General features: G+C 68.3%; 24 protein-coding genes. 2 read left to right on the top strand and 22 right to left on the bottom strand.

The genetic code is table 11. The features are described from left to right. Window positions 1-5: 5 nt before the first annotated feature. The 9 genes from yidC to VHC04_RS07015 all read right to left on the bottom strand — a co-directional run bounded on the left by yidC (window position 6) and on the right by VHC04_RS07015 (window position 6572). The gene (gene yidC / locus VHC04_RS07055; protein ID WP_325679452.1) at window positions 6-1754 is read right to left on the bottom strand and encodes a membrane protein insertase YidC; all 1749 of its coding nucleotides are present in this window, start codon (window positions 1752-1754) and stop codon (window positions 6-8) included. Continuing rightward, a complete protein-coding gene (gene yidD / locus VHC04_RS07050) occupies window positions 1754-2056 on the bottom strand; it encodes a membrane protein insertion efficiency factor YidD (protein WP_325679450.1) in 303 nt (100 codons plus the stop codon). Before yidD ends, yidC begins: the two co-directional genes overlap by 1 nt. Then, window positions 2053-2496, bottom strand: a complete 444-nt coding sequence (gene rnpA, locus VHC04_RS07045) for a ribonuclease P protein component (protein ID WP_408903781.1) — start codon at window positions 2494-2496, stop codon at window positions 2053-2055. Before rnpA ends, yidD begins: the two co-directional genes overlap by 4 nt. A 30-nt stretch (window positions 2497-2526) precedes the next feature. After that, entirely contained in the window at window positions 2527-2661 is a 135-nt protein-coding gene (gene rpmH / locus VHC04_RS07040) for a 50S ribosomal protein L34 (protein ID WP_325679446.1), read from the bottom strand. 244 nt (window positions 2662-2905) lie between these two features. After that, entirely contained in the window at window positions 2906-3565 is a 660-nt protein-coding gene (locus VHC04_RS07035; RefSeq protein WP_325679444.1) for a 3-oxoacid CoA-transferase subunit B, read from the bottom strand. A gap of 16 nt (window positions 3566-3581) precedes the next feature. Then, a complete protein-coding gene (locus VHC04_RS07030) occupies window positions 3582-4265 on the bottom strand; it encodes a 3-oxoacid CoA-transferase subunit A (protein ID WP_325679442.1) in 684 nt (227 codons plus the stop codon). A gap of 193 nt (window positions 4266-4458) precedes the next feature. Further along, window positions 4459-5118: a DedA family protein gene (locus tag VHC04_RS07025; RefSeq protein WP_325679440.1), complete on the bottom strand. Its 660-nt coding sequence runs from the start codon at window positions 5116-5118 to the stop codon at window positions 4459-4461. A gap of 27 nt (window positions 5119-5145) precedes the next feature. Continuing rightward, on the bottom strand, window positions 5146-5580 hold the full coding sequence (locus VHC04_RS07020; RefSeq protein WP_325679438.1) for an acyl-CoA thioesterase: 435 nt from the start codon (window positions 5578-5580) through the stop codon (window positions 5146-5148). Between the two features lie 134 nt (window positions 5581-5714). Beyond that, window positions 5715-6572 carry a sulfite oxidase heme-binding subunit YedZ gene (locus VHC04_RS07015; RefSeq protein WP_325679436.1) on the bottom strand — a complete coding sequence of 286 codons (858 nt, stop codon included), beginning with the start codon at window positions 6570-6572 and terminating at the stop codon, window positions 5715-5717. A 568-nt stretch (window positions 6573-7140) separates the two neighbouring features. On the opposite strand from VHC04_RS07015, the gene VHC04_RS07010 reads away from it, so the two are divergent. Together VHC04_RS07010 and tsaA are read left to right on the top strand one after the other, a co-directional pair. Beyond that, on the top strand, window positions 7141-7869 hold the full coding sequence (locus VHC04_RS07010) for a class II aldolase/adducin family protein (RefSeq protein ID WP_325679435.1): 729 nt from the start codon (window positions 7141-7143) through the stop codon (window positions 7867-7869). Beyond that, window positions 7866-8402 carry a tRNA (N6-threonylcarbamoyladenosine(37)-N6)-methyltransferase TrmO gene (tsaA, locus tag VHC04_RS07005; RefSeq protein ID WP_325679433.1) on the top strand — a complete coding sequence of 179 codons (537 nt, stop codon included), beginning with the start codon at window positions 7866-7868 and terminating at the stop codon, window positions 8400-8402. Before VHC04_RS07010 ends, tsaA begins: the two co-directional genes overlap by 4 nt. 26 nt (window positions 8403-8428) lie before the next feature. Here the strand turns inward: tsaA and VHC04_RS07000 are convergent, their stop codons facing one another. The 13 genes from VHC04_RS07000 to VHC04_RS06940 all read right to left on the bottom strand — a co-directional run bounded on the left by VHC04_RS07000 (window position 8429) and on the right by VHC04_RS06940 (window position 22232). Then, entirely contained in the window at window positions 8429-8650 is a 222-nt protein-coding gene (locus VHC04_RS07000) for a formate dehydrogenase subunit delta (RefSeq protein WP_325679431.1), read from the bottom strand. Continuing rightward, window positions 8643-9698, bottom strand: coding sequence for a formate dehydrogenase accessory sulfurtransferase FdhD (gene fdhD / locus VHC04_RS06995; protein ID WP_325679429.1), 1056 nt, complete (start codon window positions 9696-9698; stop codon window positions 8643-8645). The genes VHC04_RS07000 and fdhD overlap by 8 nt, the downstream gene beginning before the upstream one ends. A gap of 165 nt (window positions 9699-9863) precedes the next feature. Further along, the gene (fdhF, locus tag VHC04_RS06990; RefSeq protein ID WP_325679427.1) at window positions 9864-12719 is read right to left on the bottom strand and encodes a formate dehydrogenase subunit alpha; all 2856 of its coding nucleotides are present in this window, start codon (window positions 12717-12719) and stop codon (window positions 9864-9866) included. Window positions 12720-12729: 10 nt separating this feature from the next. Continuing rightward, a complete protein-coding gene (locus VHC04_RS06985; protein WP_325679425.1) occupies window positions 12730-14238 on the bottom strand; it encodes a formate dehydrogenase beta subunit in 1509 nt (502 codons plus the stop codon). Beyond that, window positions 14235-14711, bottom strand: coding sequence for a formate dehydrogenase subunit gamma (locus VHC04_RS06980; RefSeq protein ID WP_325679423.1), 477 nt, complete (start codon window positions 14709-14711; stop codon window positions 14235-14237). Before VHC04_RS06980 ends, VHC04_RS06985 begins: the two co-directional genes overlap by 4 nt. Before the next feature lie 343 nt (window positions 14712-15054). Then, window positions 15055-15603, bottom strand: coding sequence for a molybdenum cofactor biosynthesis protein B (gene moaB, locus VHC04_RS06975; protein ID WP_325679421.1), 549 nt, complete (start codon window positions 15601-15603; stop codon window positions 15055-15057). Window positions 15604-15663: 60 nt separating this feature from the next. Further along, a complete protein-coding gene (locus VHC04_RS06970) occupies window positions 15664-17220 on the bottom strand; it encodes a lytic transglycosylase domain-containing protein (RefSeq protein ID WP_325679419.1) in 1557 nt (518 codons plus the stop codon). A gap of 407 nt (window positions 17221-17627) precedes the next feature. Continuing rightward, window positions 17628-18509: a uracil-DNA glycosylase gene (locus VHC04_RS06965; RefSeq protein WP_325679417.1), complete on the bottom strand. Its 882-nt coding sequence runs from the start codon at window positions 18507-18509 to the stop codon at window positions 17628-17630. Further along, on the bottom strand, window positions 18502-19116 hold the full coding sequence (locus VHC04_RS06960) for a thiamine pyrophosphate-dependent enzyme (protein WP_325679415.1): 615 nt from the start codon (window positions 19114-19116) through the stop codon (window positions 18502-18504). The genes VHC04_RS06965 and VHC04_RS06960 overlap by 8 nt, the downstream gene beginning before the upstream one ends. Window positions 19117-19127: 11 nt before the next feature. Continuing rightward, a complete protein-coding gene (locus VHC04_RS06955) occupies window positions 19128-19652 on the bottom strand; it encodes a phosphonopyruvate decarboxylase (RefSeq protein ID WP_325679413.1) in 525 nt (174 codons plus the stop codon). Window positions 19653-19842: 190 nt separating this feature from the next. Next, window positions 19843-20442: an RdgB/HAM1 family non-canonical purine NTP pyrophosphatase gene (gene rdgB / locus VHC04_RS06950; RefSeq protein ID WP_325679411.1), complete on the bottom strand. Its 600-nt coding sequence runs from the start codon at window positions 20440-20442 to the stop codon at window positions 19843-19845. Continuing rightward, window positions 20442-21176 (bottom strand): ribonuclease PH, encoded by a 735-nt coding sequence (gene rph, locus VHC04_RS06945; RefSeq protein WP_325679409.1) that lies wholly within the window; start codon window positions 21174-21176, stop codon window positions 20442-20444. The genes rdgB and rph overlap by 1 nt, the downstream gene beginning before the upstream one ends. Before the next feature lie 459 nt (window positions 21177-21635). Beyond that, complete coding sequence (locus tag VHC04_RS06940; RefSeq protein WP_325679407.1) at window positions 21636-22232, bottom strand: glutathione S-transferase N-terminal domain-containing protein; 597 nt, start codon at window positions 22230-22232, stop codon at window positions 21636-21638. Window positions 22233-22269: the final 37 nt, after the last annotated feature.

Below are 22269 nucleotides of genomic sequence, written 5' to 3'. Positions count from 1 at the left end.
CGTCGTCAGGTGCGCGCCAGCGAGGGCTTCGCCAGCCTGGTCTTGCGCTGGATCAGCCATTGTTGCGCCACCGACAGGGTGTTGTTCCAGCTCCAGTAGATGATCAGCCCGGCCGGGAAATGCGCCATCATGAAGGTGAAGATCACCGGCATGAACTGGAACATCCTGGCCTGCACCGGGTCCGGCGGGGGCGGGTTCATCTTCTGCTGCACGAACATGGTCACGCCCATGATCAGCGGCCAGGCGCCGAGCGCCAGCAGCGGGATGTAATGCGCCGGGTTGAACGGGATCAGGCCGAACAGGTTGAACAGGTTCGTGGGATCCGGGGCCGACAGGTCACGAATCCAGCCGAAGAACGGCGCGTGCCGCATCTCGATGGTGACGAAGATCACCTTGTACAGAGAGAAGAACACCGGGATCTGCACGATCAGCGGCAGGCAGCCGGAGGCGGGATTGACCTTCTCGGCGCGGTACAGGCCCATGATCTCCTGCTGCATCCGTTGCGGCTCGTCCTTGAACCGCTCCCGCAACGCCTGCATCTTCGGCGCCAGCAGCTTCATCTTGCTCATGGAGCGGTAGGAGTAGTTGGCCAGCGGGAAGAACAGGGCCTTTACGAAGACGGTGAATACCAGGATCGCCACGCCGAAATTGCCGAACATCTTGTTCAGGTAGTCCAACGCCAGGAAGATCGGGCGCGTCAGGAACCAGAACCATCCCCAATCGACGGCGTAATCGAACATCGGAATGTTCAGGTTCCGCTCATAGGCCGACAGGATGGACACGACCTTGGCGCCGGTGAACACGTGCGTCACGTGCTCCGCCTCACCGCCGGCCGGAACCACCTTCGGGTCCGAGGTCACGTAGTCGACCTGATAATGGTCACCGTGATTGTCGATGTGGCGGAAGAATACCTTGGCCGGTTGCTGCTCATCCGGCACCAGGGCGGTCAGCCAGTATTTGTCGGTGATGCCGGCCCAGCCACCGGTGGAGGTCGCCTCGAACGCGACGCCATTGCGCTTCTCGGCCTCGGTCTTCGTGTGGTCGTAGGTGAGTTGCTCCAACCGGTTGTTGGCGACCCCCAGCAATCCTTCGAACAGCACGTAGTAGCCGGCGACCTCGGGCTTGTAGTCGCGGCGGATGCGCGCCCAGGGGTACAGGGACACCGGCTTGTCGGTGGCGTTCTTCACGGATTGCCGCACGTTGAACATGTATTCTTCGTCGATGCTCAGCGTGATCAGGAAGGTCAGGCCGGCACCGTTGTCCCAGGACAAGGTCACCGGCTTGCCGGGTCCAAGCGTGTCGGCCGACGCGGTCCACAGCGTGTTGTTGTCCGGCACCTTGACCGTCTCGCCGGGCGGCGGCGTCCAGCCGTATTGCACGAAGTATGGCGTGTCGGTGGAGAGCGGGCTCAACAGGCGGACATCCGGCGAATCGGGCGCCAGGGTCTCGCGATACTGGGTCAGCGTCACGTCATCGATGCGGGCGCCCAGCAGGCTGATCGAGCCGGCGACGCGCGGGGCGTTGATCTTTACCCGCGGAACATTCGCCGGCGCGGCCTGCGTGGCCTGCTCCGCCGGCCCGGCATGCGCGCCGGACGTGCTCGCGGCGTCGCTCGGCCTGGCGGCGTCGTTGGCCGCGACTTGCGCCGGCGCCGGCGGAGGCGGCTTGGGCAGATGCGGGGCCACCAGGTACTGGAACCCCATCAGAATGGCGAGCGAAACCACGATCGCCGTAAACAACCGCTTCTGATCCATCAGTGCCCCGTTTGCCCGTCCTGCAGCCCGCCGTCCCTCACACGATCGTCCGCTGGAGCATCGACCAGAGGCAATGTGTCGGTTCCCGGCACGGGGTCATATCCGCCCTCATGCCAGGGGTTGCAGCGCAATATCCGCCTCGCCGCCATCGCCGATCCCTTGACCGCGCCGTGACGCTGAAGCGCCTCGACCGCGTACTCGCTGCAGCTTGGCCAGAAGCGGCAATGCGGGCCGATAATGGGTCGGACGGTCCATTGATAGACACGTACCGCCCCGATGCCGACGGCGGCAGCAGGTGTCATATCACTCCGGTCCTGTCCAGCGCCCGTTTGATGTCATTTTGGAGAGCCGTGAAATCCCGCCGCCGCGTGCTGTCACGGCCGATCAGCACCAGATCGAAGCCGCGCAGCGGCAGATCGCGCAGAACGAGACGGGCCGCCTCCTTCAACCGCCGGCGCGTGCGGTTGCGTACCACCGCGTTGCCGACCTTCCTGGTCACGGTGAAACCCAGCCGGAGTGGCCCCGTGTCATCACGGCCCAGCGCCTGCAGCACGACGCCGCCGACCGCCGCCTTCCGGCCGGCGCTGGCGGCGCGCAGGAATTCCGCGCGCTGTGTCAATCGGTTGCGCTTTCGCACGGCACGCGCCGTCCGAAGAGGCTCGGGCCGCTCACTCGGCGCGGCCGGTTCGAATGACGGGGCCGGCTCGATTGACTTGAAAGGTGCCGGCGTCCCTGCTGGCATGGTCCGCATACCAGCGGCCCCGACCCGCCGTCAGGCGGACAGGCGCTTGCGGCCCTTGGCGCGGCGGGCGGACAGAACCTTGCGGCCGCCAACGGTCGCCATGCGGGCGCGGAACCCGTGCCGGCGCTTGCGGACGAGTTTGGACGGCTGATAGGTGCGCTTCACAGCAAGAACTCCGGAAACCTGCGAGCCGGGGGGAAGCCGGCGGGGTATAGCATGTACAGCCAGCCGGCGCGCCCGCGGGCGCCCGGCTGAGAGGGGCGGCTTATACGGGCGCGGCCGATGGGCGTCAACCAGTTCGGTCATCCGCCGACCGATTCGCGCCGGCAGCACGCGGCCCCCAATCGCATGACCCAAACCACGCGGCCTGAGCGACGCGAACGCCGGCCGCTCGGACGCGCCCGGCGGATCAGCCCTGGTGCAGCTTCGCCTCCGTCCGTGCCTGCAGATCCTCGAACGACAGGCCGGGTGCCATGGCACGGACGACGAAGCCGCGATCGGTGACATCGATCGTGGCCAGGTTGGTGTAGACGCGTTTCACCGCGCCGGGTGCCGTCAGCGGATAGGTGCACGTGTTGACCAGCTTCGGCTGGCCATCCTTCGTGGTGTGCTCCATCAGCACCCACAGACGCTTGGCGCCCGCCGCAAGGTCCATCGCGCCGCCCACCGCCGGAGCGGTGTCGTTCTCACTGGTCGCCCAGTTGGCAATGTCGCCGTTGTCCGCCACCTGGAACGCGCCCAGCACGCACAGGTCCAGATGGTGGCCGCGGATCATCGCGAAGCTGTCGGCATGGTGGCAGAAGCTGCCGCCTGGACGCAGCGTCACGTATTGCTTGCCGGCATTGATCAGCCAGGGCTCGATCTTGTCCTTCTCGGGCGCCGGACCCATGCCCAGCACGCCGTTCTCGGAGTGGAAGATCACTTCCCGGTCCATCGGCACATAGTCGGCGATCAGCGTCGGGATGCCGATGCCCAGATTGACGTACCAGCCTTCCGGAATGTCGGCGGCGGCGTTCTGCGCCATCTGCTGGCGGGTGAACGGCTTGAAGTCGGCGAGAGTGGCGGACATGGTCAACGTCTCCTGATCAGAAGCCGGATGGGTCACCGTAGGGCACGTGCAGTACCCGGTCCACAAAGATGCCGGGCGTCACCACGTGGTCGGGATTCAGCTGCCCCAGCTCGACGACATGCTGGGTCTGCACGATGGTGAGGTTCGAGGCCATCGCCATCACCGGATTGAAGTTCCGGCCGGCCTGCTTGAAGGTCAGATTGCCCCAGCGGTCGGCTTCCCACGCCTCGACCAGCGCGACATCGCCCTTCAGCGCCTTCTCCAGGATATAAGTACGGCCGTCGATTTCCCGGTGTTCCTTGCCGACGGCCATCTTGGTGCCGACGCCGGTGGCGGTGAAGAAGGCCGGCACACCGGCACCCGCCGCGCGCATCCGCTCCGCCAGCGTGCCCTGCGGCACGATTTCCAGCTCGATCTTGCCCTGCCGGTACAGCGTCTCGAACACCACCGGGTCCGAGGAACGCGGGAAGCTGCAGATGATCTTGCGCACCCGCCCCAGGTCCATCAGCCGAGCGAGGCCGATGCGGCCGACGCCGGCGTTGTTGCAGGCGACGGTGAGATCCTTGGCGCCTTGCTCGATCAGCCCGTCGATCAGCGCGTTCGGCTGGCCCACGGCGCCGAAACCGCCCAGCAGGACGGTGGAGCCGTCCTTGATACCATCCATCGCCGCGACCATCGTCTGGACGATCTTGTTGATCATCGACGTTCCTCTCTCATAACCCGTTCGGATCGACCGCGTTTAGCCCGTCCGCCCCCAGGTGCCAAGCGCGGCGCCCCCAATCGGCCACCATCTGTCGGCCGATGCGTGCCGGCCAGCGCATGCCAGCCAACGCGCCGGTCAAGCCGGTAGGCCAACCGGGCAGGCGGAGGGGCAGCCAGGCCCGTCGACCGGGTCAGGCAGCCAGGTCCGGATTCGCCGCCATGGCCTGCCGCGCCTCCGCCAGCAGCCGCTGCTCATTCCGCTTCACCAGCCAGAATGCCGTGGCGAGGCCGGTCGCGCCCGCCGCCCCCAGGCCGATGCCGATCGGCCCGTGCAGGTGCCTCGCCGTGTCGCCCAGCAGATAGGCACCGAAGCCATAGGCGGCGGCCCAGCAGAACCCGCCGAGCCCGTTCCATAGCAGGAAGCTGTGCCATTTCATGCGGTTGGCACCGGCCAGCAGGGCGGCCAGCGTGCGCAGGATGGCCACGAAACGGCCCAGAAAGACGACCGGGCCGCCATAGCGGCGGAACAGATACCAGCCCAGATCCAGGCGGTCCTGTCCCAGCCCGATCTTGCGGCCCCAGCGGGCCAGGGCCGGAAACCCGATCCAGCGCCCGATCCCGAAGCCGATCTGATCGCCCAGGATCGCCCCTGCCGCGGCGACCGGCACCAGCACAAGGATGTCCAGCTGACCGGTCGTTGCCGCGTACAGCGCGGCGGCGATCATCAGGCTTTCGCCCGGCAGTGGCAGGCCCATGCTTTCCAGCATCAGGATCAGAAAGACGCCGGCGTAGCCGCCGTGATGAACCAGGTCCGGCAGGTGGACGGGCAGGCCGAGCCAGGAAAGCGCCACCGCGCGCCGCCGACGCTCGTATCCGCGCTATGCCGCGATCCGCGCCAGCTTCTCCCGCGCGTCGTCGGGAATGGGAACCGGCTTCTGCAGGCCGCGCTGGACGAAGACATGGATGAAATGGCCCTCGGCCGACGCGGTATCCTCATCATTGCGGAAGATCGCCAGCTCATAGCGGACCGAGGATCCGCCGATGCGCGCGACGCGGACGCCGACAGTGACGCGGTCGGGGAAGGCGATCGAGGCATGGTAGCGGCACGCGACCTCGGCCACCACGCAGTGCACCGGACCGTCCAGCAGGCCGACCACCTTCTCCGTCATCTCGAAATAGGTCACCGCCGTGTCGAAGAAGGAGAAGTAGTTGACGTTGTTGACGTGCTGGAACACGTCATTGTCCATCCAGCGCGTCGTGATGGGGTGGAACCAGCGGTAATCGGCGCGCGTGCCGGGCGGTTGGCGGCTCATCGGGCGGGTCTGTCCTGTGCGGCTGTGACGCCGGTTCCCATAGCCGAGGCGACCGCCGTTGGACAGCCGGGGTGCACGACAGGGAAGCGCGATCACCACGGCGGCCATCGCGGCGGCGCCAGCGTCTCCGGCGTCTACGCGATCACGTTCTGCCGCCGCGGCAGCGGCAGGATGTGCCGCAGCGTCACGATGGCAAGCCCCCCCAGGCCGCACAGCAGCACCCAATGGGCGGGGCGCACGCCGTGCGCCAGGGTTTCGTTCGCCGTCACGACGCGCCAGGGATCGATGCGGGTGGCCAGCCCGTACCAAGCGATCTCCACCGCCGCCGTCATCACCCCGGCGGTCATCGCCAGCCCCGCATACACCGCCGTCAGCGCGGCGATGGACCGGGTGCGCGTCCATGTCTCGGGGAGCAATCGCCACAGCATCAGCCACAGGAACAGGCCCGCCACGAAGACCGGCTCCGACACGTTCAGCTTCGACTGGATGAAATAGTGCAGCAGCGCGATGGCACCGATCGGATAGGCCAGCCGGTGCAGCCGCTTCCAGTTGCGGCGCATCCGGCGCATCGCGGCGTCCGTGGAGGTCGCCGCCAGCGCGATCAGCCCCAGCAGCGCGACGAAGCCGATCGTCAGGTAGAAGCGCACCGCGATCTCGGATGCTACGGTGGTCAGCCGGAAGTTCTGATCGACGACATAAAGCGCCAGGTGGGCGCCGGCGTAGCAGGCCGCGGCAACGCCCACCATCCGGCGCACCAGCAGCAGGTTGGGCCAGTCCAACGCCCTGGCGAAGGGGGTGATCGCCAGCGAGATCAGCACCAATCGGATCGCCCACAGCCCGGTGCCATGGATCGCCGCCATGACCGGCCGGCCGCCAAGCTGGTCGGTCGCCAGCCAGAAAGCGGTGAGCAGCCCGGGAACGAACAGCGTGGGCAGCACCGCGGCCTTCAGCCAGAGCATGCGGCCACGTCGGTCTCGCCAGAGGTGTTGCATCCGCGTCTCCATCATCGTCATCCCGTCCAGAGACGCCGCGGCGGCGCCGATGTTACACCGGACGGCGTGGGGATCGACTGATCCCCGGCAGGCGCCACCGCAGATCGGGCGTCACGGCGCCGCCGCGGGTGCGGTCGGCTGGCATCCGGCTGGCCGTCGTCCCACTGGCTGTCGTTCCACTGCTGTCGTCCAGTTGGCCACTGGCTGTCGTCCAGTTGGCGGTCGTCGGGTTCGTTCGGCTAGTGGTTCGAGACCGGCCCGCGGCGGCGGGCCCCGCCGAGCGTCTCTTCGTGACGCGATCCCACCGCGTGTCACCTGGCGGGGCTGCTTCCGAAACGTTCCGTGGATCGGGCGATGCGCCGCGCCCATATCGCGCGTCCACGCAGGTGCCGTCCAGAAGCCGTGCGGGGCTCGGCCCGGTCCGCGGCCGCCGCGCCCGGCTTGCCCCCACCGCGCATTCGCGCCACGATACCGGCTCGCTGCCAGGATCGAGAAGGGGAACGAGACGATGTCTGCTGCCTTGCAACGAGCGCCTGGGCAACTAGCATCTGGGCAACTAGCGTCCGGCATGTCGGAAGCCGAATGGCACACGCGCTGCGAACTCGCCGCGGTCTACCATGTCTGCATGGATCTGGGTTGGACCGACCTGATCAACACGCACATGTCCGCCCGCGTGCCCGGCGAGCCGAACCACTTCCTGATCAACAACTATGGTGAGACGTTCGACGAGATCACCGCCTCCTCATTGGTCAAGATGGACCTGGAGGGAAATATCCTGACGCCCGGCGGCAAGTTCAACAATGCCGGCTTCATCATCCACAGCGGTATCTACAAGGCGCGCCTCGATGCCAACTGCGTGCTGCACACCCATACGCGCGCCGGTGCTGGCGTGTCGCTGATCCGGAACGGTATCCGTCCGATCAGCCAGGATGCGCTGCATGTGATCGACGACGTCGTCTACCACGAGTACGGCGTTCCCGCGACGGTCGAGGAATGCGACGCGCTGGGCAGAAGCTGCGTGACCGGAAGCTGCGTCGTGCTGATGAACCATGGCCTGCTGACGCTGGGTGAGACCATCCATGGCGCCGTCATGCGTCTTTATATGCTAGAGCGTGCCTGCGAGCTGGAGCTGATTGCCCGCCAGATGGATGAGCCGCCGGTGGTCATCGACGACTATGTGCAGAAAAAGGCGGCCGAGCGGATGAAGAAGATACGCCCGACCCAGGAGTACGGCCTGGCCGAATGGCAGGGCATGGTCCGCACGGTGGAACGGAAGGGCGCCGATTTCCGCCGATGACCGGAACGTCCGGGCGCGACGGCAGGCCCGTCGCGCCGGATCAGGCCGGGCCGGCCGCGTCGGATTTCGTTCTGCGTCCGATCGGAACGCTGCACACGCCCTGGCGGACGATCGCCGACTGCCCCCGCAATGGCCGCCAGCCCGATCCCGCGCCGACCTGCACCGCCAGGGTTCTGCCCGAATTCACGAACGGCCTGCGCGGCCTGGAGGGGTTCTCGCACCTGATCCTGCTGTACTGGCTGGGCACCGGGACGCCGCCAAGGCTTGTCTTCACGCCTCCCTTCGATACCGAACCCCGGGGCGTGTTTTCGACCCGCGCGCCGTTTCGCCCGAATCCGATCGGGCTGTCGGTGGTCGTGCTCGACGGGTTCGACGGCGTGAATGAGCTTTTCGTCCGCTACCTGGATTGTGTCGACGGCACGCCGCTGCTGGACATCAAGCCTTATCTGGCCACGACGGACAGCGAACCGGATGCCGCGATGGGCTGGCTCGATCCGCATGCGACACGGAACCGCAATACCGGTTCGGGATGATTCGGACGCGGATCAAGGCCGGATGGTCAGACAGACTGTTCCTGGGCCAGCCGCTCCACCGCGCGCCGCACCGGCGGATCCAGATGAGCCTGCCCGGCCTGAAGCTGAGTCACGATGCCGCGCCGCATCCGCGGGTCCCAGAATTTCAGCAGATGGTCATGAACGGCGTCGGCCGCCGTGTCAGGGTCCTGGGTGATGAAGAAGCGGCCGATCTGGTTTGCCATATAGGCGAGTTTGTCGTCAGACATGGTGCCGGGCTCGTCGTGCAAGGACTGTGGCGGACGGGGTGGAGGCGGCCGCGGCGCTGGCCGCCGATCCTGGTCCGTCCCTGCCGGTGCCGGCGGTTGCCGGCGCAGGACCTGTTGGGGCAGGGGCCGTCGGGACAGGGGCCGCCGAGGCTGGGGCCGCCGAGGCTGGGGCTGTCGGGGCTGGGGCTGTCGGGGCTGGGGCCGCCGGGGCCAGCCCGTCGTCGCCGGTGGAATGAAACGGCCGGGCCGTGGCGCCGGCGCATGGACGGCTCGCCGCCGAGGAAACCGCGATGCGATCCGGATGCGAGAAAACCTCGCAGCCATCCGACCGGGCGATCCCGGCAAGGGTGATGCCGGCGGCATCGGCGGTGCGGATCGCAAGCGAGGTGGGAGCGGAGATCGCCGCCAGCACTGGAACGCCGGCGATGGCGGTCTTCTGCACCATTTCTACCGACACCCGGCTGGACAGCAGCACCATCCCCGCCGCACCGTCGATGGCGGCCCTGGCCAACGCGCCGCACAACTTGTCCAGCGCGTTGTGCCGGCCGACATCCTCCCGCACCGCCACCAGGCCGGACTCGGGGGTCCAGAAAGCCGCCGCATGAACGGCGCGGGTGGCATCATTGAGGCCTTGCGCCCGCTGCATCGCCTGCATCGCATCGCGGATCATCGCCGGCGTGAACCGGCGGCCCATCGGCACCGGCGGCGGCGGGCGCATCGCGGCGACCAGGCTGTCCAGCCCGCACAGCCCGCAACCGCTGGGGCCCGCCATGTGGCGGTGCCGCCGCGTCAGCGCATCCAGCCGGGCAGCGCCCAGGTCCATCCGGCACTCGATGCCATCCGGCAAGGCGACGATGTCCAGCGTCGCGATGTCATGCGGGCGCGCAATGATCCCCTCGGCCAGGCTGAAGCCGACGGCGAAGTCCTCCAGATCGGCGGGGGTCGCCAGCATGACGGCGTGGGTGGCCCGGCCATAGGTCAGCGCGATCGGTGTTTCCGCCGCGACCAGCCGTTCCCCCGCGGACGGGTGATCGCCACGCCATGCCACGCGAGCGGCCGGGACGGCGGCGCGACCAGGTATATCGCCATTGGGTATATCGCCATTGGGCACGAGGCGATCAGGTGTGGGGCGACCAGGTTGGGAGCGATCAGGCACGTCGGCCGCTTCCGGGTGCGCCGGCCCCGCTGCGTGCCCCGGCTGAGGCGGCCGTGGTCATTCGGCCGGCTCCACCGGCTCGATCCGGCGGCTGGCCGCGGCCTCCGCCCGGTAGGCGACCTGCCACTCCGACGGACCATTGGTCGGCGACACCTGCACGGCGGTGACCTTGTATTCCGGACAGTTTGTGGCCCAGTCGGAATAATCCGAGGTCACCACGTTCGCCTGCGTCCCCGGATGGTGGAACGTCGTGTAGACGACGCCCGGTGCCACGCGGTCAGTGATATGGGCATGCAGCGTCGTCTCCCCGGTGCGCGAGCGCAGGCGCACGGTGTCGCCTTCACCGATGCCGCGTTCCTCGGCGTCGTGCGGGTGGATTTCCAGCACGTCCTCGGGGTGCCAGGCGACATTGCCGGTGCGGCGTGTCTGCGCGCCGACATTGTATTGCGACAGGATGCGCCCGGTGGTCAGCAGCAGCGGGTAGCGCGGGCCCACCTTTTCGTCGGTCGGCACGTATTCGGTGATGATGAACTTGCCCTTGCCGCGGACGAAGCCATTGGCGTGCATGATCGGCGTGCCGTCCGGCGCGGCGTCATTGCATGGCCATTGCACGGCTTCGCGTTCCAGCTTGTCGTAGGTGACGCCGGCGAAGCTGGGCGTGGTGCGGGCGATCTCCGCCATGATTTCCGACGGATGGGTATAGTGCATCGGATAGCCCATGGCGTTGGCGATCGCCTGGGTCACTTCCCAGTCGGCCATCCCCGCGCGCGGTGCCATCACCTTGCGCACCAGGTTGATGCGGCGTTCGGCGTTGATGAAGGTGCCGTCCTTTTCCAGGAAGGTCGAGCCCGGCAGCAGCACATGCGCGTAGTTGGCCGTTTCGTTCAGGAACAGGTCCTGCACGACCACCAGCTCCATCGCCTTCAACCCGGCGATGATGTGCCTTGTATCAGGGTCGGACTGCGCGATGTCCTCGCCCTGGATGTAGATGCCGCGGAAGCTGCCATCCAGCGCGGCGTCGACCATGTTCGGGATGCGCAGGCCGGGTTCCGGATCCAGCGTCACACCCCATTCCGTTTCATAGATCGCGCGCACCTTGTCTTCGGCGATATGGCGATAGCCCGGCAGCTCGTGCGGGAAGCTGCCCATGTCGCAGCTTCCTTGCACGTTGTTCTGTCCGCGCAGCGGGTTCACCCCGACGCCGGGCCGGCCGACATTGCCGGTGGCCATCGCCAGGTTGGCGATGGCCATCACCGCCGTGCTGCCCTGGCTGTGTTCGGTGACACCCAGCCCGTAATAGATCGCCCCGTTCCCGCCGGTGGCGTAAAGCCGAGCGGCGGCCCTGACATCGGCGGCGGGGACGCCGGTGACGGCCTCCGTCGCTTCCGGGCTGTGGCGGTCGGCGGCGACGAAGTCCGCCCAGGCGTCGAAGGCATCCAGATCGCAGCGCGCTTCCACGAAGGCGCGATCCACCAGCCCCTCGGTGACGATCACATGCGCCAGCGCGGTCAGCATCGCCACGTTGGTGCCGGGTCGCAGCGGCAGGTGATAGGCCGCCTGAACGTGCGGCGTGCGCACCAGGTCGATCCGGCGCGGATCGATGACGATCAGTTTCGCCCCCTGGCGCAGCCGCTTCTTCAGCCGCGACGCGAACACCGGGTGCCCGTCGGTCGGATTGGCGCCGATCACCAGCACGACATCGGCCTGCTCGACACTGTCGAAATCCTGCGTCCCGGCCGAGGTGCCGAAGGTGGTCTTCAGCCCGTAACCGGTGGGCGAGTGGCAGACCCGCGCGCAGGTGTCGGTGTTGTTGTTGCCGAACACCGCGCGGGCCAGCTTCTGCACCAGATAGGTTTCCTCGTTGGTGCAGCGGGAGGAGGTGATGACGCCGATTGCGTCCTTCCCGGCCTGTTGCTGGATGCGGCGGAAGCCGGTGGCGACATGGGCGATCGCCTCGTCCCACGTCACCTCGCGCCAGGGATCGGTGATCCTCTCGCGCAGCATCGGTGTCAGGATGCGGTCGGGGTGGGTGGCATAGCCCCAGGCGAAGCGTCCCTTGACGCAGGAATGGCCGTGATTGGCCTTGCCCTCCTTCCACGGCACCATGCGCACCACGGTGTCGCCGCGCATCTCTGCCTTGAAGTTGCAGCCGACGCCGCAATAGGCGCAGGTGGTGACGACGCTGTGCTCGGCCTGGCCCAGCGCAACGACGGATTTCTCGATCAAGGTCGCGGTCGGGCAGGCCTGGACGCAGGCGCCGCAGGAGACGCATTCGCTGCCCAGGAAATCCTCGTTCATGCCGGCGGCGATGCGGGAGGCGAAGCCGCGTCCGTCCACCGTCAGCGCGAAGGTGCCCTGTACCTCCTCACAGGCGCGCACGCAGCGGGAGCAGACGATGCATTTCGCCGGGTCGTACTGGAAATACGGGTTGGACGTGTCGATCGGGTCGGCCAGGTGGTTCGCTCCGTCATAGCCGTAGCGCACCTGCCGCAGCCCCACCTCGCCGGCCGCATCCTGCAACTCGCAATTGCCGTTGGCGGCGCAGGTCAGGCAGTCCAGCGGATGGTCGGAGATGTACAGCTCCATCACCCCAAGCCGCAGCCGGCGCAGATTGTCCGACACGGTGTGGACCTTCATGTCCGCCGCGACCGGCGTGGTGCAGGAGGCGGGTGTGCCGCCGCGTCCCTCGATCTCCACCAGACACAGGCGGCAACTGCCGAAGCTGTTCAACATGTCGGTGGCGCACAGGCGCGGCACCTTGATCCCGGCCTCGGCCGCCGCGCGCATGATGGAGGTGCCTTCCGGCACCGTCACGGCGTGCCCGTCGATCGTCAGCGTCACCATCGTCTCGGCGGCGCCCGTTCTGACGGAGACCGGCGGCGTGCCGTAGTCGAGTTCCGCTGACAGGGTCATCGAACGCCTCCTATTCGGCCGCCAGGCGGCGGGACGGGCGGAAATCTTCCGGGAAGTGGGTCAGCGCGCTGAGCACGGGATAGGGGATGAACCCGCCCAGGGCGCAGAGCGAGCCGAACTTCATCGTGTGGCAAAGGTCGCGCAGCAGCTCCAGGTTCGCGTCCACCTGGATGCCGGACAGGATGCGGTCCACCACCTCCATCCCCCGCACGGATCCGATGCGGCACGGGGTGCACTTGCCGCAGGACTCGGCGGCACAGAACTCCATCGCGAAGCGCGCCTGATGGGCGAGGTCCACGGTGTCGTCGAACACCACGATGCCGCCATGGCCCAGCAGCCCGTCGCGCTGGGCGAAGGCCTCGTAGTCCATCGGCGTGTCGAACAGGGCAGGGGGGAAATAGGCGCCCAGCGGGCCGCCGACCTGCACCGCGCGCACCGGCCGGCCCGACAGGGTGCCGCCGCCGATCTCATTGACCAGCTCATTCAGGGTGATGCCGAATGCCGTCTCGAACAGTCCGCCATGGCGGATGTTGCCGGCGAGCTGGATCGGCATCGTGCCGCGCGACCGGCCCATGCCGTAGTGACGATAGGCCTCGGCGCCGTCCCGCAGGATCACCGGCACCGTGGCCAGGGTCAGCAGGTTGTTGATGACCGTCGGCCGGCCGAACAGCCCCTGATGCGCCGGCAGCGGCGGTTTCGCCCGCACCTGGCCGCGCTTGCCCTCCAGGCTTTCCAGCATGGAGGTCTCCTCGCCGCAGATATAGGCGCCGGCGCCGACCCGCTGCTCGATGTCGAAATCCCCGCCCAGGATGCCGGCGTCGCGCGCGACGGCCAGCGCCTTGTCGAAGGCGGCGATCGCGTGCGGGTATTCGGACCGCGTGTAGACATAGCCCTTCGACGCGCCGACGGCGAAGCCGGCGATCGCCATGCCCTCGATCAGGCTGAACGGATCGCCTTCCATCAGCATGCGGTCGGCGAAGGTGCCGGAATCGCCCTCATCGCCATTGCAGACGATGTACTTGCGGTCGGCCCGGGCAGCCGCCACGGTCTGCCACTTGATGCCGGTGGGAAAGCCGGCGCCGCCGCGTCCGCGCAAGCCGGACTCGAGCACCGCCCGAGCCGTTGCCGCCGGCCCGATCCGCCGCGCCGTCTCCAACCCCGCGAGGCCGCCGTGGCGGCGGAAATCGTCCAGCGAGAACGGATCGACGACGCCGCACCGACCGAAGGTCAGGCGCTGCTGGCGCGCCAGGAACGGGATGTCCTCCGGCCGGCCAAGGCGCAGGTGCCGGGCGGTGCCGTCCAGAAGGCCGTCGGCGATCAGGTTCGCGACGTCCTCCGGCCGCACCGGGCCATAGGCGATGCGGCCCGCGGGCGTTTCCACCTCGATCATCGGTTCCAGCCAGAACAGGCCGCGCGAACCGGTGCGGATGACGGTGTCGAACTGCGACAGCAGGGCAGCGACGCGGTCCGCACCCAGGGCGATCGCGACCGCATCACGCGGAATGAAGATCCGGCTCATGCGGACACCCCCGGAGCGACCAGGTCGGCGACGCGTTCCGGCGTCAGGCGCACGACAGGGTCGCCATCCAGCAGCGCGGCCGGGCCGCTGGCGCAGAGGCCCAGGCAGAACACGGGTTCCAGCGTCACCTCGCCATCCGCCGTGGTGCCGTGCCAGTCGACGCCGAGGCACTGGCGTGCCGCGTCGGCGACGGCGGCGCCACCGACCGACTGGCAGGCCTCGGCGCGGCAGAGCTTCAGGACATGCCGGCCCGGCGGGGTGCGGCGGAACTCATGATAGAAGGAGACGACCCCATGCACCTCCGCTCGGCTGAGGTTCAGCGCCGCAGCGATCAGCGGGACCGCCTCCTCATGGATGTAGCCGAACCGGTCCTGCAGGGCGTGCAGGATGGGCAGCGTGGCACCGTCCATCCCCGCATGATCGGCGATGATCGTCGCTGCCTGCTGCTGATCCCATGGCGCGTGTCCGGCCATGCATCCTCCCGACCCGGCTGGTTCCTGGGCTTGAGGATAAGTTTAGAGGCGGGTCGGCGTTATGCAAGGCGGGTGGCGCCGCGGCCCTTGGGTCCCTGTCGAGGGGGCCGGCGGAAGAGCCATCCCCCGCCGCGTCGGTATCGGCTGGCTGTCGTCATGCACGGACGGCGGATGCCGGCGCGCGAGCGTCAGGATGGCGCGCCTGGTCGCCCTAGACGCGTGATCGCCAGACGCGTGATCGCCAGACGCGTGATCGCCAGCCGCGTGATCGCCAGCCGTTGATCGATCGTGACCGAAGCCGGAGCCCGGCCGAAGGAAGCCGCGGTGGGGCCTGTCGGCGCCGCTACTCCGCCGCCTTCGTCAGGTGCTCCTGCAGCCGCGGCATCAGCTCCACCAGGTTGCAGGGCCGGTGGCGGTTGTCCAGCTGCCAGACCAGGATGTCGTCCCACCCGTCCTTCACCGCGCCCGTGCTGCCGGGCAGCGCGAACAGGTAGGTGCCGCCCGCCACGCCGCCAATGGCACGCGACTGCATCGTGGAGGTGCCGATCTTCTGAAAGCTCAGCATGCGGAACAGCTCACCGAAACCTTCGATCCGCTTCTCCATCACCCGGTCGAACGCCTCGGGAGTCACATCGCGGCCGGTGATGCCGGTGCCGCCGGTGGTGATCACGACGTCGATCTGCGGATCGGCGATCCATTTGCGCAGCACTGTTTCGATGGCGCCGGCATCGTCCTTTTCGATCATCCGGTCGGCGACATGGTGGCCGGCCTTCACGATCCGCTCCGCCAGCGCATCCCCCGACGTGTCATTGGCGGCGGTGCGCGTGTCCGAGACGGTCAGCACGGCGATGTTCACCGGGATGAAGGGGCGGCTTTCGTCCAGACGGGCCATCGAACACTCTCCGACTGCGGGATCAGCTGGCGCACAGTCTACCTGCTTCCGCCCCGGCCGTTAATGGACCGTGGCCGAGGCCGACATCAGGTCTCCGCGCGGCGGCGTGTTGAACGCCGGGAATTCGTCCTCGGCCAGGCTGTCCAGGCTGGGGATCGGCTCATGCATCCGGGCGGCGTAGATCCAGGTCGCGGCCAGCACCTCGGGAACGAAATTGCGGGTTTCCGTGATCGGGATCGCCTCGATGAACAGCAAAGGATCGCCCTTGTCGCGCACCGTGGCCGCCCAGCGCTGGAACGTGCCCGGACCGCTGTTGTAGCTGGCCAGCACGCGGATCAGGTCGTTGCCGATGCCGCCCAGGCCGGCCAGGTAGCGGACATAGCGCTGGCCGATATCCAGGTTCACCCCGGGCTCGTGTAGCCGGTGGGCGGCGCCCCCGGCCAGGTAGCTGGCGGTGGCCGGCATGATCTGCATCAGCCCGCGCGCGCCGGCCGGAGAGACGGCGGCGGGGTCGAAGTTCGATTCCGCGCGCGCCAGCGCGTAGACCAGCGCCTTGTCGACGCGGAAGCCGCCGGTCGGCTGCAGCCGCGGCAACGGATACCGCAGCGTGTCCAAACGCCCGTCCGAGCCTTGCAGCAGGCTGGCGAGCTGGGCCGCGAAGTCGGTCAGCCCGCCCGCGGAGGCGACCAGCAGGACCGACCGTCCGAACACCGGATTTCGCTGGATGTCCGGCCATAGCGTGCGCAGCTCCGCCTCGGCCTTGTCGTCCTCGTCGACCTGGAGCAGTGCGAAGGCGCGTTGTCCGGCCGGGGTGGCGCCGACCGCGTCGATATCGCCCTGGGTCAGCAGGTCGCCGCCGGGCACCAGGCCGATATCCATGCGCAGCACGCGGCGGGCGATCAGGCCATGGAATGTCGAGCGTTCCTCCGCGGCGTGTTGCAGCCAGTACAAGGTCTGCCTGGCATCGCCGCGGGCACGCCAGGCGCGGGACGCCCAGAAGGCGTTGGCGGCGCGCAGATAGGGCGTGTTGATCGATGCCTCGGCGCCGCCCTGGAACATGATCAGCGCCACGTCGCGCATGTTCAGCCGCCAGGCGGCCAGGCCGCCCATATACCACAGCAGGCCGTTCTGATCGGCGTCCGGCGTCGCCATCAGGGCATTCTGCGCGACATTCAGCGCCGCCGCGTCATCGTTGCAGGTGAACAGCACCTGCGCCAGTTGCGCCTGCATCTTTGCCGCCGTGGCGGGCGCCAGGCCTTTCGTCTGGACACGCCGCATCGCCTGCGCGGTGCGTCCCTGGCAGGCCAGATCGGTAACGGAACGGCTGAGCGTCACGCCCGCCAGCGGGTCTGTTTGATCCGTATCCGGATCGTCGGCGGGGGCGGGCCTCACCAGCGGCGACAGCGATACGACCTCGGGTGCCGGGGGTGCCGCCGAACCCCTTGGTAGTTTCGAAAGCAACAAGGCGTGGATCTGGGGCGCATCCGCGAGGTCGGAATACGTTGACAGCCAGTCGGTCAAATCCGAAACCGTGGATCGATAGTAACGACCCAGAAAGCGGTCGGCCAGGATCGATCCCTTCAAAAGCGGATTCGACAGCGCATCGGTCGCGCGCACGGCATCCGGTATATGATTGCTGTGCTGCAATGAGAAGATGCGCCGAACCGCGACTGCGTCGCTTGGCGATAATGGTTTTGGTAATGCAACGGCAGAGCCGGTGCGCGAAAAGTGCGGCATGACCATCGCGGTTTCCTCACCGCGACCGCCATCCGTACCCTGTGTCCCTGTTCCGCTTCCCGATCCGGACGTCTGTCCGTGCGCGGCCGATACGAACGAGCCGGCGATGATCGCGGCCCCGGCCACCAGAGCCCGGACCTGAGGAAGGCGGGAGAACGTGTGACCGATCCCTCGCATGCCGCCTCGCTAGCCTCCACGACCATGAGACGCAACCCTTGTACATGAGACTTGTCCAAAAAACAGATCAATCCGCCGGATTTCGTGGCAAAGCGCCGATCACAAAAATGTCAGGCCGCGTCCAGGGCGCGACGCAGCAAACGTAGCCCGGCCCAGGCGAATCGGCCGACTGCCGGGCTCTTCCGCTGCTCCGCAAGCCCGGGAAGGAGCAAAGTGGGTATCGTTTTTTGCAATTCTGCCATGTGATATTCAGTCCAGGCAGACGCCGCACGGCGCCGCGGCACCGCCGTCAGCAGGGCCTTGGCCGGTGCCGTGCCGAACAGGACCAGATGCCGGGGTTGCTGCAGCGCGATCAAACGCTGCAGGAAGGGCAGGCAGATCGCCAGCTCCGCCGCGCTGGGGGGACGCTCCCCGGGTGGGCGCCAGGGCAGCATCGGCGTCAGCATCACCTGCGTCCGGTCCAGGCCGATGCTGCCCAGCATCTGGTCCAGCAGCGCCCCGTCGGCGCCGGCGAACGGGTGGCCGGTGCGGTCCTCCTCGCGGCCCGGCGCCTCGCCCACGATCAGGACCGCGCTGTCGGCCGGACCCTCGGACCACACCAGGTGGCTGGCGGTGTCCCGCAGCGCGCACCCGTCGAAGGCGGCGATCGCGGCACGCAGGGCTTCCGGCGTGTCGGCCTGGCTCGCCGCCGCCAGCGCGCGTTCGGCCGCCGTGCCTGTCGCCGCCGTGCCTGTCGCCGCCGTGCCTGTCGGCGCCGGCCGATCGGCGGCAGGCGGGACGGTCCGCGGCCCACCCCCGCCTGGCGCTCCATCTGGCGCTCCACCTGGCGCCCCAGCGGGCGGCCCAGCGGGCGGCAGAGCGGAAGACGGGGCGGAACGCGGGGACGCGGGCGACGGGTCCACCGCCCGCAGCCGGTCCAGCGGATCGGTGTCCAGAGCCTCATCCGCGCCCCACTCGATCTGGAGGCGCAGCAAGGCGAACGGATCATCCAAGCAGGTGCTTCCGGAACCGGTCCCGCTCGATATGCGGCACCAGGTTCTTCTTGCCGGTATGGGTCGCCGGTCCTTCCTTGACCCGCAGCAGGATGAAGGCCAGCCCATTGCCCTCACGCAGCAGCCGGCGGCCCTCGGCCATGTCGGCCTCGGTGTTGATCACGTGCACGATCGGGAAGCCCGACCCGGCGGCGATCACGTCCAGCCTGACGCCCAGGCCGGTATGGCTGTCCTGGTTGCCGGTCTCCCCATAGTGACCGTTATCGACGCAGATGATCGTCAGGTTCGGCGGATTCTGCAGCGCGATCGTCGCCAGCGCGCCGACATTCATCAGCAGCTCACCGTCGCCGGTGGCGACCAGGACCCGCCGCTTCGGCTGTGCCAGCGCCAGGCCGAGGCCCATCATCGGCGCCGCGCCCATGGCGCCGCCCAGCCCGAACAGGCTGGGGGATTCCTGCGTCAGGGCGGACAGCTCCCACGCAGTGCCGGCCAGGCCGGCGACCATCAGGAAGTCCCCCGGGTTTTCGATCAGCGCCGGCACGGCCTGCCGGCGATCCAGCACCGCGTCGGGCAGCGTCGCGGTCTGCAGCTTGTTCAGCTTGGCCATCGCGCGTCCCCTTAAAACTTCTTGGCGCCGATCAGGCGCTGGGTCAGCAGCACGGCGACCTGGTTGCCGCACTGATAGGCCATGGTCATGGCCGCCGTGACGGTCGGGACGACGTCGTCCGGCCGTTCGGCGCGCAGCACGATCACGCCCATCGCCTTCAGCACCGGCTCCACCGCCTGGCCCATCGGGAACTGCCAGGGATTGCCCTCGCCGAACTCCCCACGCATGGACACCAGCGTCAGCAGCGGGAACTTCCCCCCCGCGGTCAGCGACAGCATGTTGATGACGTTGCCGACGCCGGAGGACTGCATCAGCAGCACCGCCCGCGACCCGCCCAGATCGGCGCCGGCGCACATGGCGACGCCTTCCTCTTCCGTCGTCAGCGGGACCGAGTGCACCTCGTCGTCCGCCAGCGAGCGGTCGATCAGCACCTTGTGACCGGCATCCGGCACATAGGCGAACTGGGTGACGTTGTTGGCACGCAACAGATCATACAGCGCCTCCGGCCACGCGGGAGACGGTTGAGGTGACGACATCAAATTCCTCCTGTTCTGAGGCCAGCTTGCGGCCACCCTGTCGCCGGGCCGGCCGATTCGCCGCCACGGTCGCTTGTTGCGCCGCCGGCGGGGGCCGGCAGCGGCGCCGATGCGGCGTTCGGGCCGCGGAAAAGCACGCGGCCCGCATCGCCGCCCAGGCTATCGGATGGAGCCGGCAGCCGGAAGCCGATCACGCGAAGCACGCGGCGATGAGCTGGGCGAACGCCCTGGCTCGGTGGCTGACCGCGTGTTTGGTGTCGGGCTCCATCTCGCCGAACGTCTCCGCCGCCTGTGCCGGCACGAAGATCGGGTCGTAGCCGAAGCCCTTGTCGCCGCGCGGCGGCCAGGCCAGCGTGCCGTCGATCCGCCCGACGAAGGTTTCCGTATGACCATCCGGCCAGGCGAGGCACAGCGCGGCGATGAACCACGCGCGGCGGTCGGGGTTGTCGCCGACCCGCTCATGCACCAGCCGCATCGCGGCGGCGAAATCCTTCGACGGACCGGCCCAGCGCGCCGACAGCACGCCGGGCGCACCGCCCAGCGCGGCGACGCAGAAGCCGGAATCGTCCGACAACGCAGCCTTGCCGCTGGCGGTCGCCGCCGCCAGCGCCTTGATCCGCGCATTGCCGGTGAAATCGGGGGCGTTCTCCTCGGGTTCGGGCAGGCCCAGCGCACCGGCCGACACCACCCCGATGCCGTGCGGCCGCAGCAGCGCCTCGATCTCCCGCAGCTTGCCGGGATTGTGGCTGGCGAGGACAAGGGTCTCGCCGCGCCGCAGCCTGCGCGCCATCAGCCTTCCAGCGCCCGGCAGCTTTCCAGCGCCTGGCGCTGGATCTCGAACAACTGCTCCGTCCCCTGGCGGGCGAGCGCCATCAGTTCATGGAACTGCGCCTCGGAGAACGGCGCCTTCTCGGCGGTGCCCTGGATCTCGACGATGCCGCCGCTGCCGGTCAGCACGAAATTGGCGTCGGCATCGGCCGCGGAGTCCTCGTCATAATCCAGGTCCAGCACCGGTGAGCCGTTGAAGATGCCGCAGGACACCGCGGCGACCTGGCCGGTCAGCGGGATCGTCTTCAGCACGTTCATCTTCACCAGGTGGCGGAAGGCGAGCGACAGCGCGACCCAGGACCCGGTGATGGCGGCGCAGCGCGTGCCGCCATCGGCGTTCAGCACGTCGCAGTCGAGCGTGATCTGCATCTCGCCCATTCCCCCGCGGTCCACGACCGCGCGCAGGGAGCGGCCGATCAGGCGCTGGATTTCCTGCGTGCGGCCGGATTGCTTGCCGCGCGCGGCCTCACGGTCGCCGCGCGTGTGCGTGGCGCGCGGCAGCATGCCGTACTCGGCGGTGACCCAGCCCAGGCCGGTGTTGCGCAGGAAGGGCGGCACCCGCTGCTCGACGCTGGCGGCGCACAGCACCTCGGTGTTGCCCATGCGGATCAGGACCGATCCCTCGGCGTGGCGCGCGAAGCCGGTGGTGATGGATACGTCGCGCAGCGCGTCGGCGGCGCGGCCGGATGGGCGCATGGTCTGGACCTCCCCTGGTCAGTACGGCGCGGACCATACAGGCTCCCGCCGGGGCCGCAACCGCGCGCCGAGGATGGACCGGGACGAAGCTGCTCGAAGCCTGGCCGGTTCACGGGATGGAACATTGCTGTACCGGGAATGATCCCCGCACGCGCGCACCCGGCGACAGGCGGCTCGTCCTGCTCTTGCCCATGCTCGTATGGCCAAGACAGAGTCGCCAGGACAATGCGCCATTCCGGCGTGATGGCCATATGGGTCACCACCGCCCTGCCTCTGGCCGCCCAAGGGCGGAGGCGCGGTCCCCGGGTCCGGGGGACGCACGCGGGGGCGGCATGCCTCCCGCGTGATGTGCCGTGCCAGGGTGCGATCGCCTGAAGCCGGCGGTTGGAAGGCGTGAATCGCGCCGTTGAATCAAACAGTTGATAGAGCATGACAGGGTCAATCCGACCCTGTCATGTTTCATCCCTGCGGCGCTGTCTCGGCAATGCCCTTGTTCCTGCTGAACGGTTCATACCATGCCGCCAGCTTCGGGTGGTCCGGCCGCCATGGATCGGAAGCAAAACGGAAATCCAGGTAGCCCAGCGCGCAGGCGACGGTGATCGAGCCGATATCGACATGCTTGTGCGGCGGGTCCGATTCCAGCGCAGCGACGGCGCGCGCGATCACCGACTTGTAGCGGGCGATCTGTGCGTCGCGGGCGGCCTCCTGGGGCTTGCCCTGCTCACCGCGGCACGGCACGGCGGCATCCAGGATGCCGTCGCCGAGTGACTGGAACTTCAGCGCCCGCCAGCGCGCGGCGCCGCCAGGGGGGAATAAAGCCGGCGCATCGCCCAGGCTGTCGAGGTACTCGCAGATCAGCTGGCTGCCGAACAGGGAGACGCGGTCATCCGTCACCAGCGTCGGCACCTTGGACAGCGGGTTGTCCGCCAGCAGCACGGCGGGTGACTCATGCGGGTTGGTCGGCACCTTGTCGATGCGCCCGTCCAGGCCCCGGATGATGGCGCAGGCCATCACCTTGCGGACATAGGGGCTGGTGGGCGAGTAGTATAGTTTCATCCGGGTCATCCTCCATCAGCGCGGCCGGCCGGGAACG

It is taken from the genome of Rhodopila sp. (genome assembly GCF_035548095.1).
GTDB lineage: Bacteria > Pseudomonadota > Alphaproteobacteria > Acetobacterales > Acetobacteraceae > Rhodopila.
The sequence above is the reverse complement of the archived record's forward strand: the minus strand, read 5'-3'. Positions and strand labels throughout refer to the sequence as shown.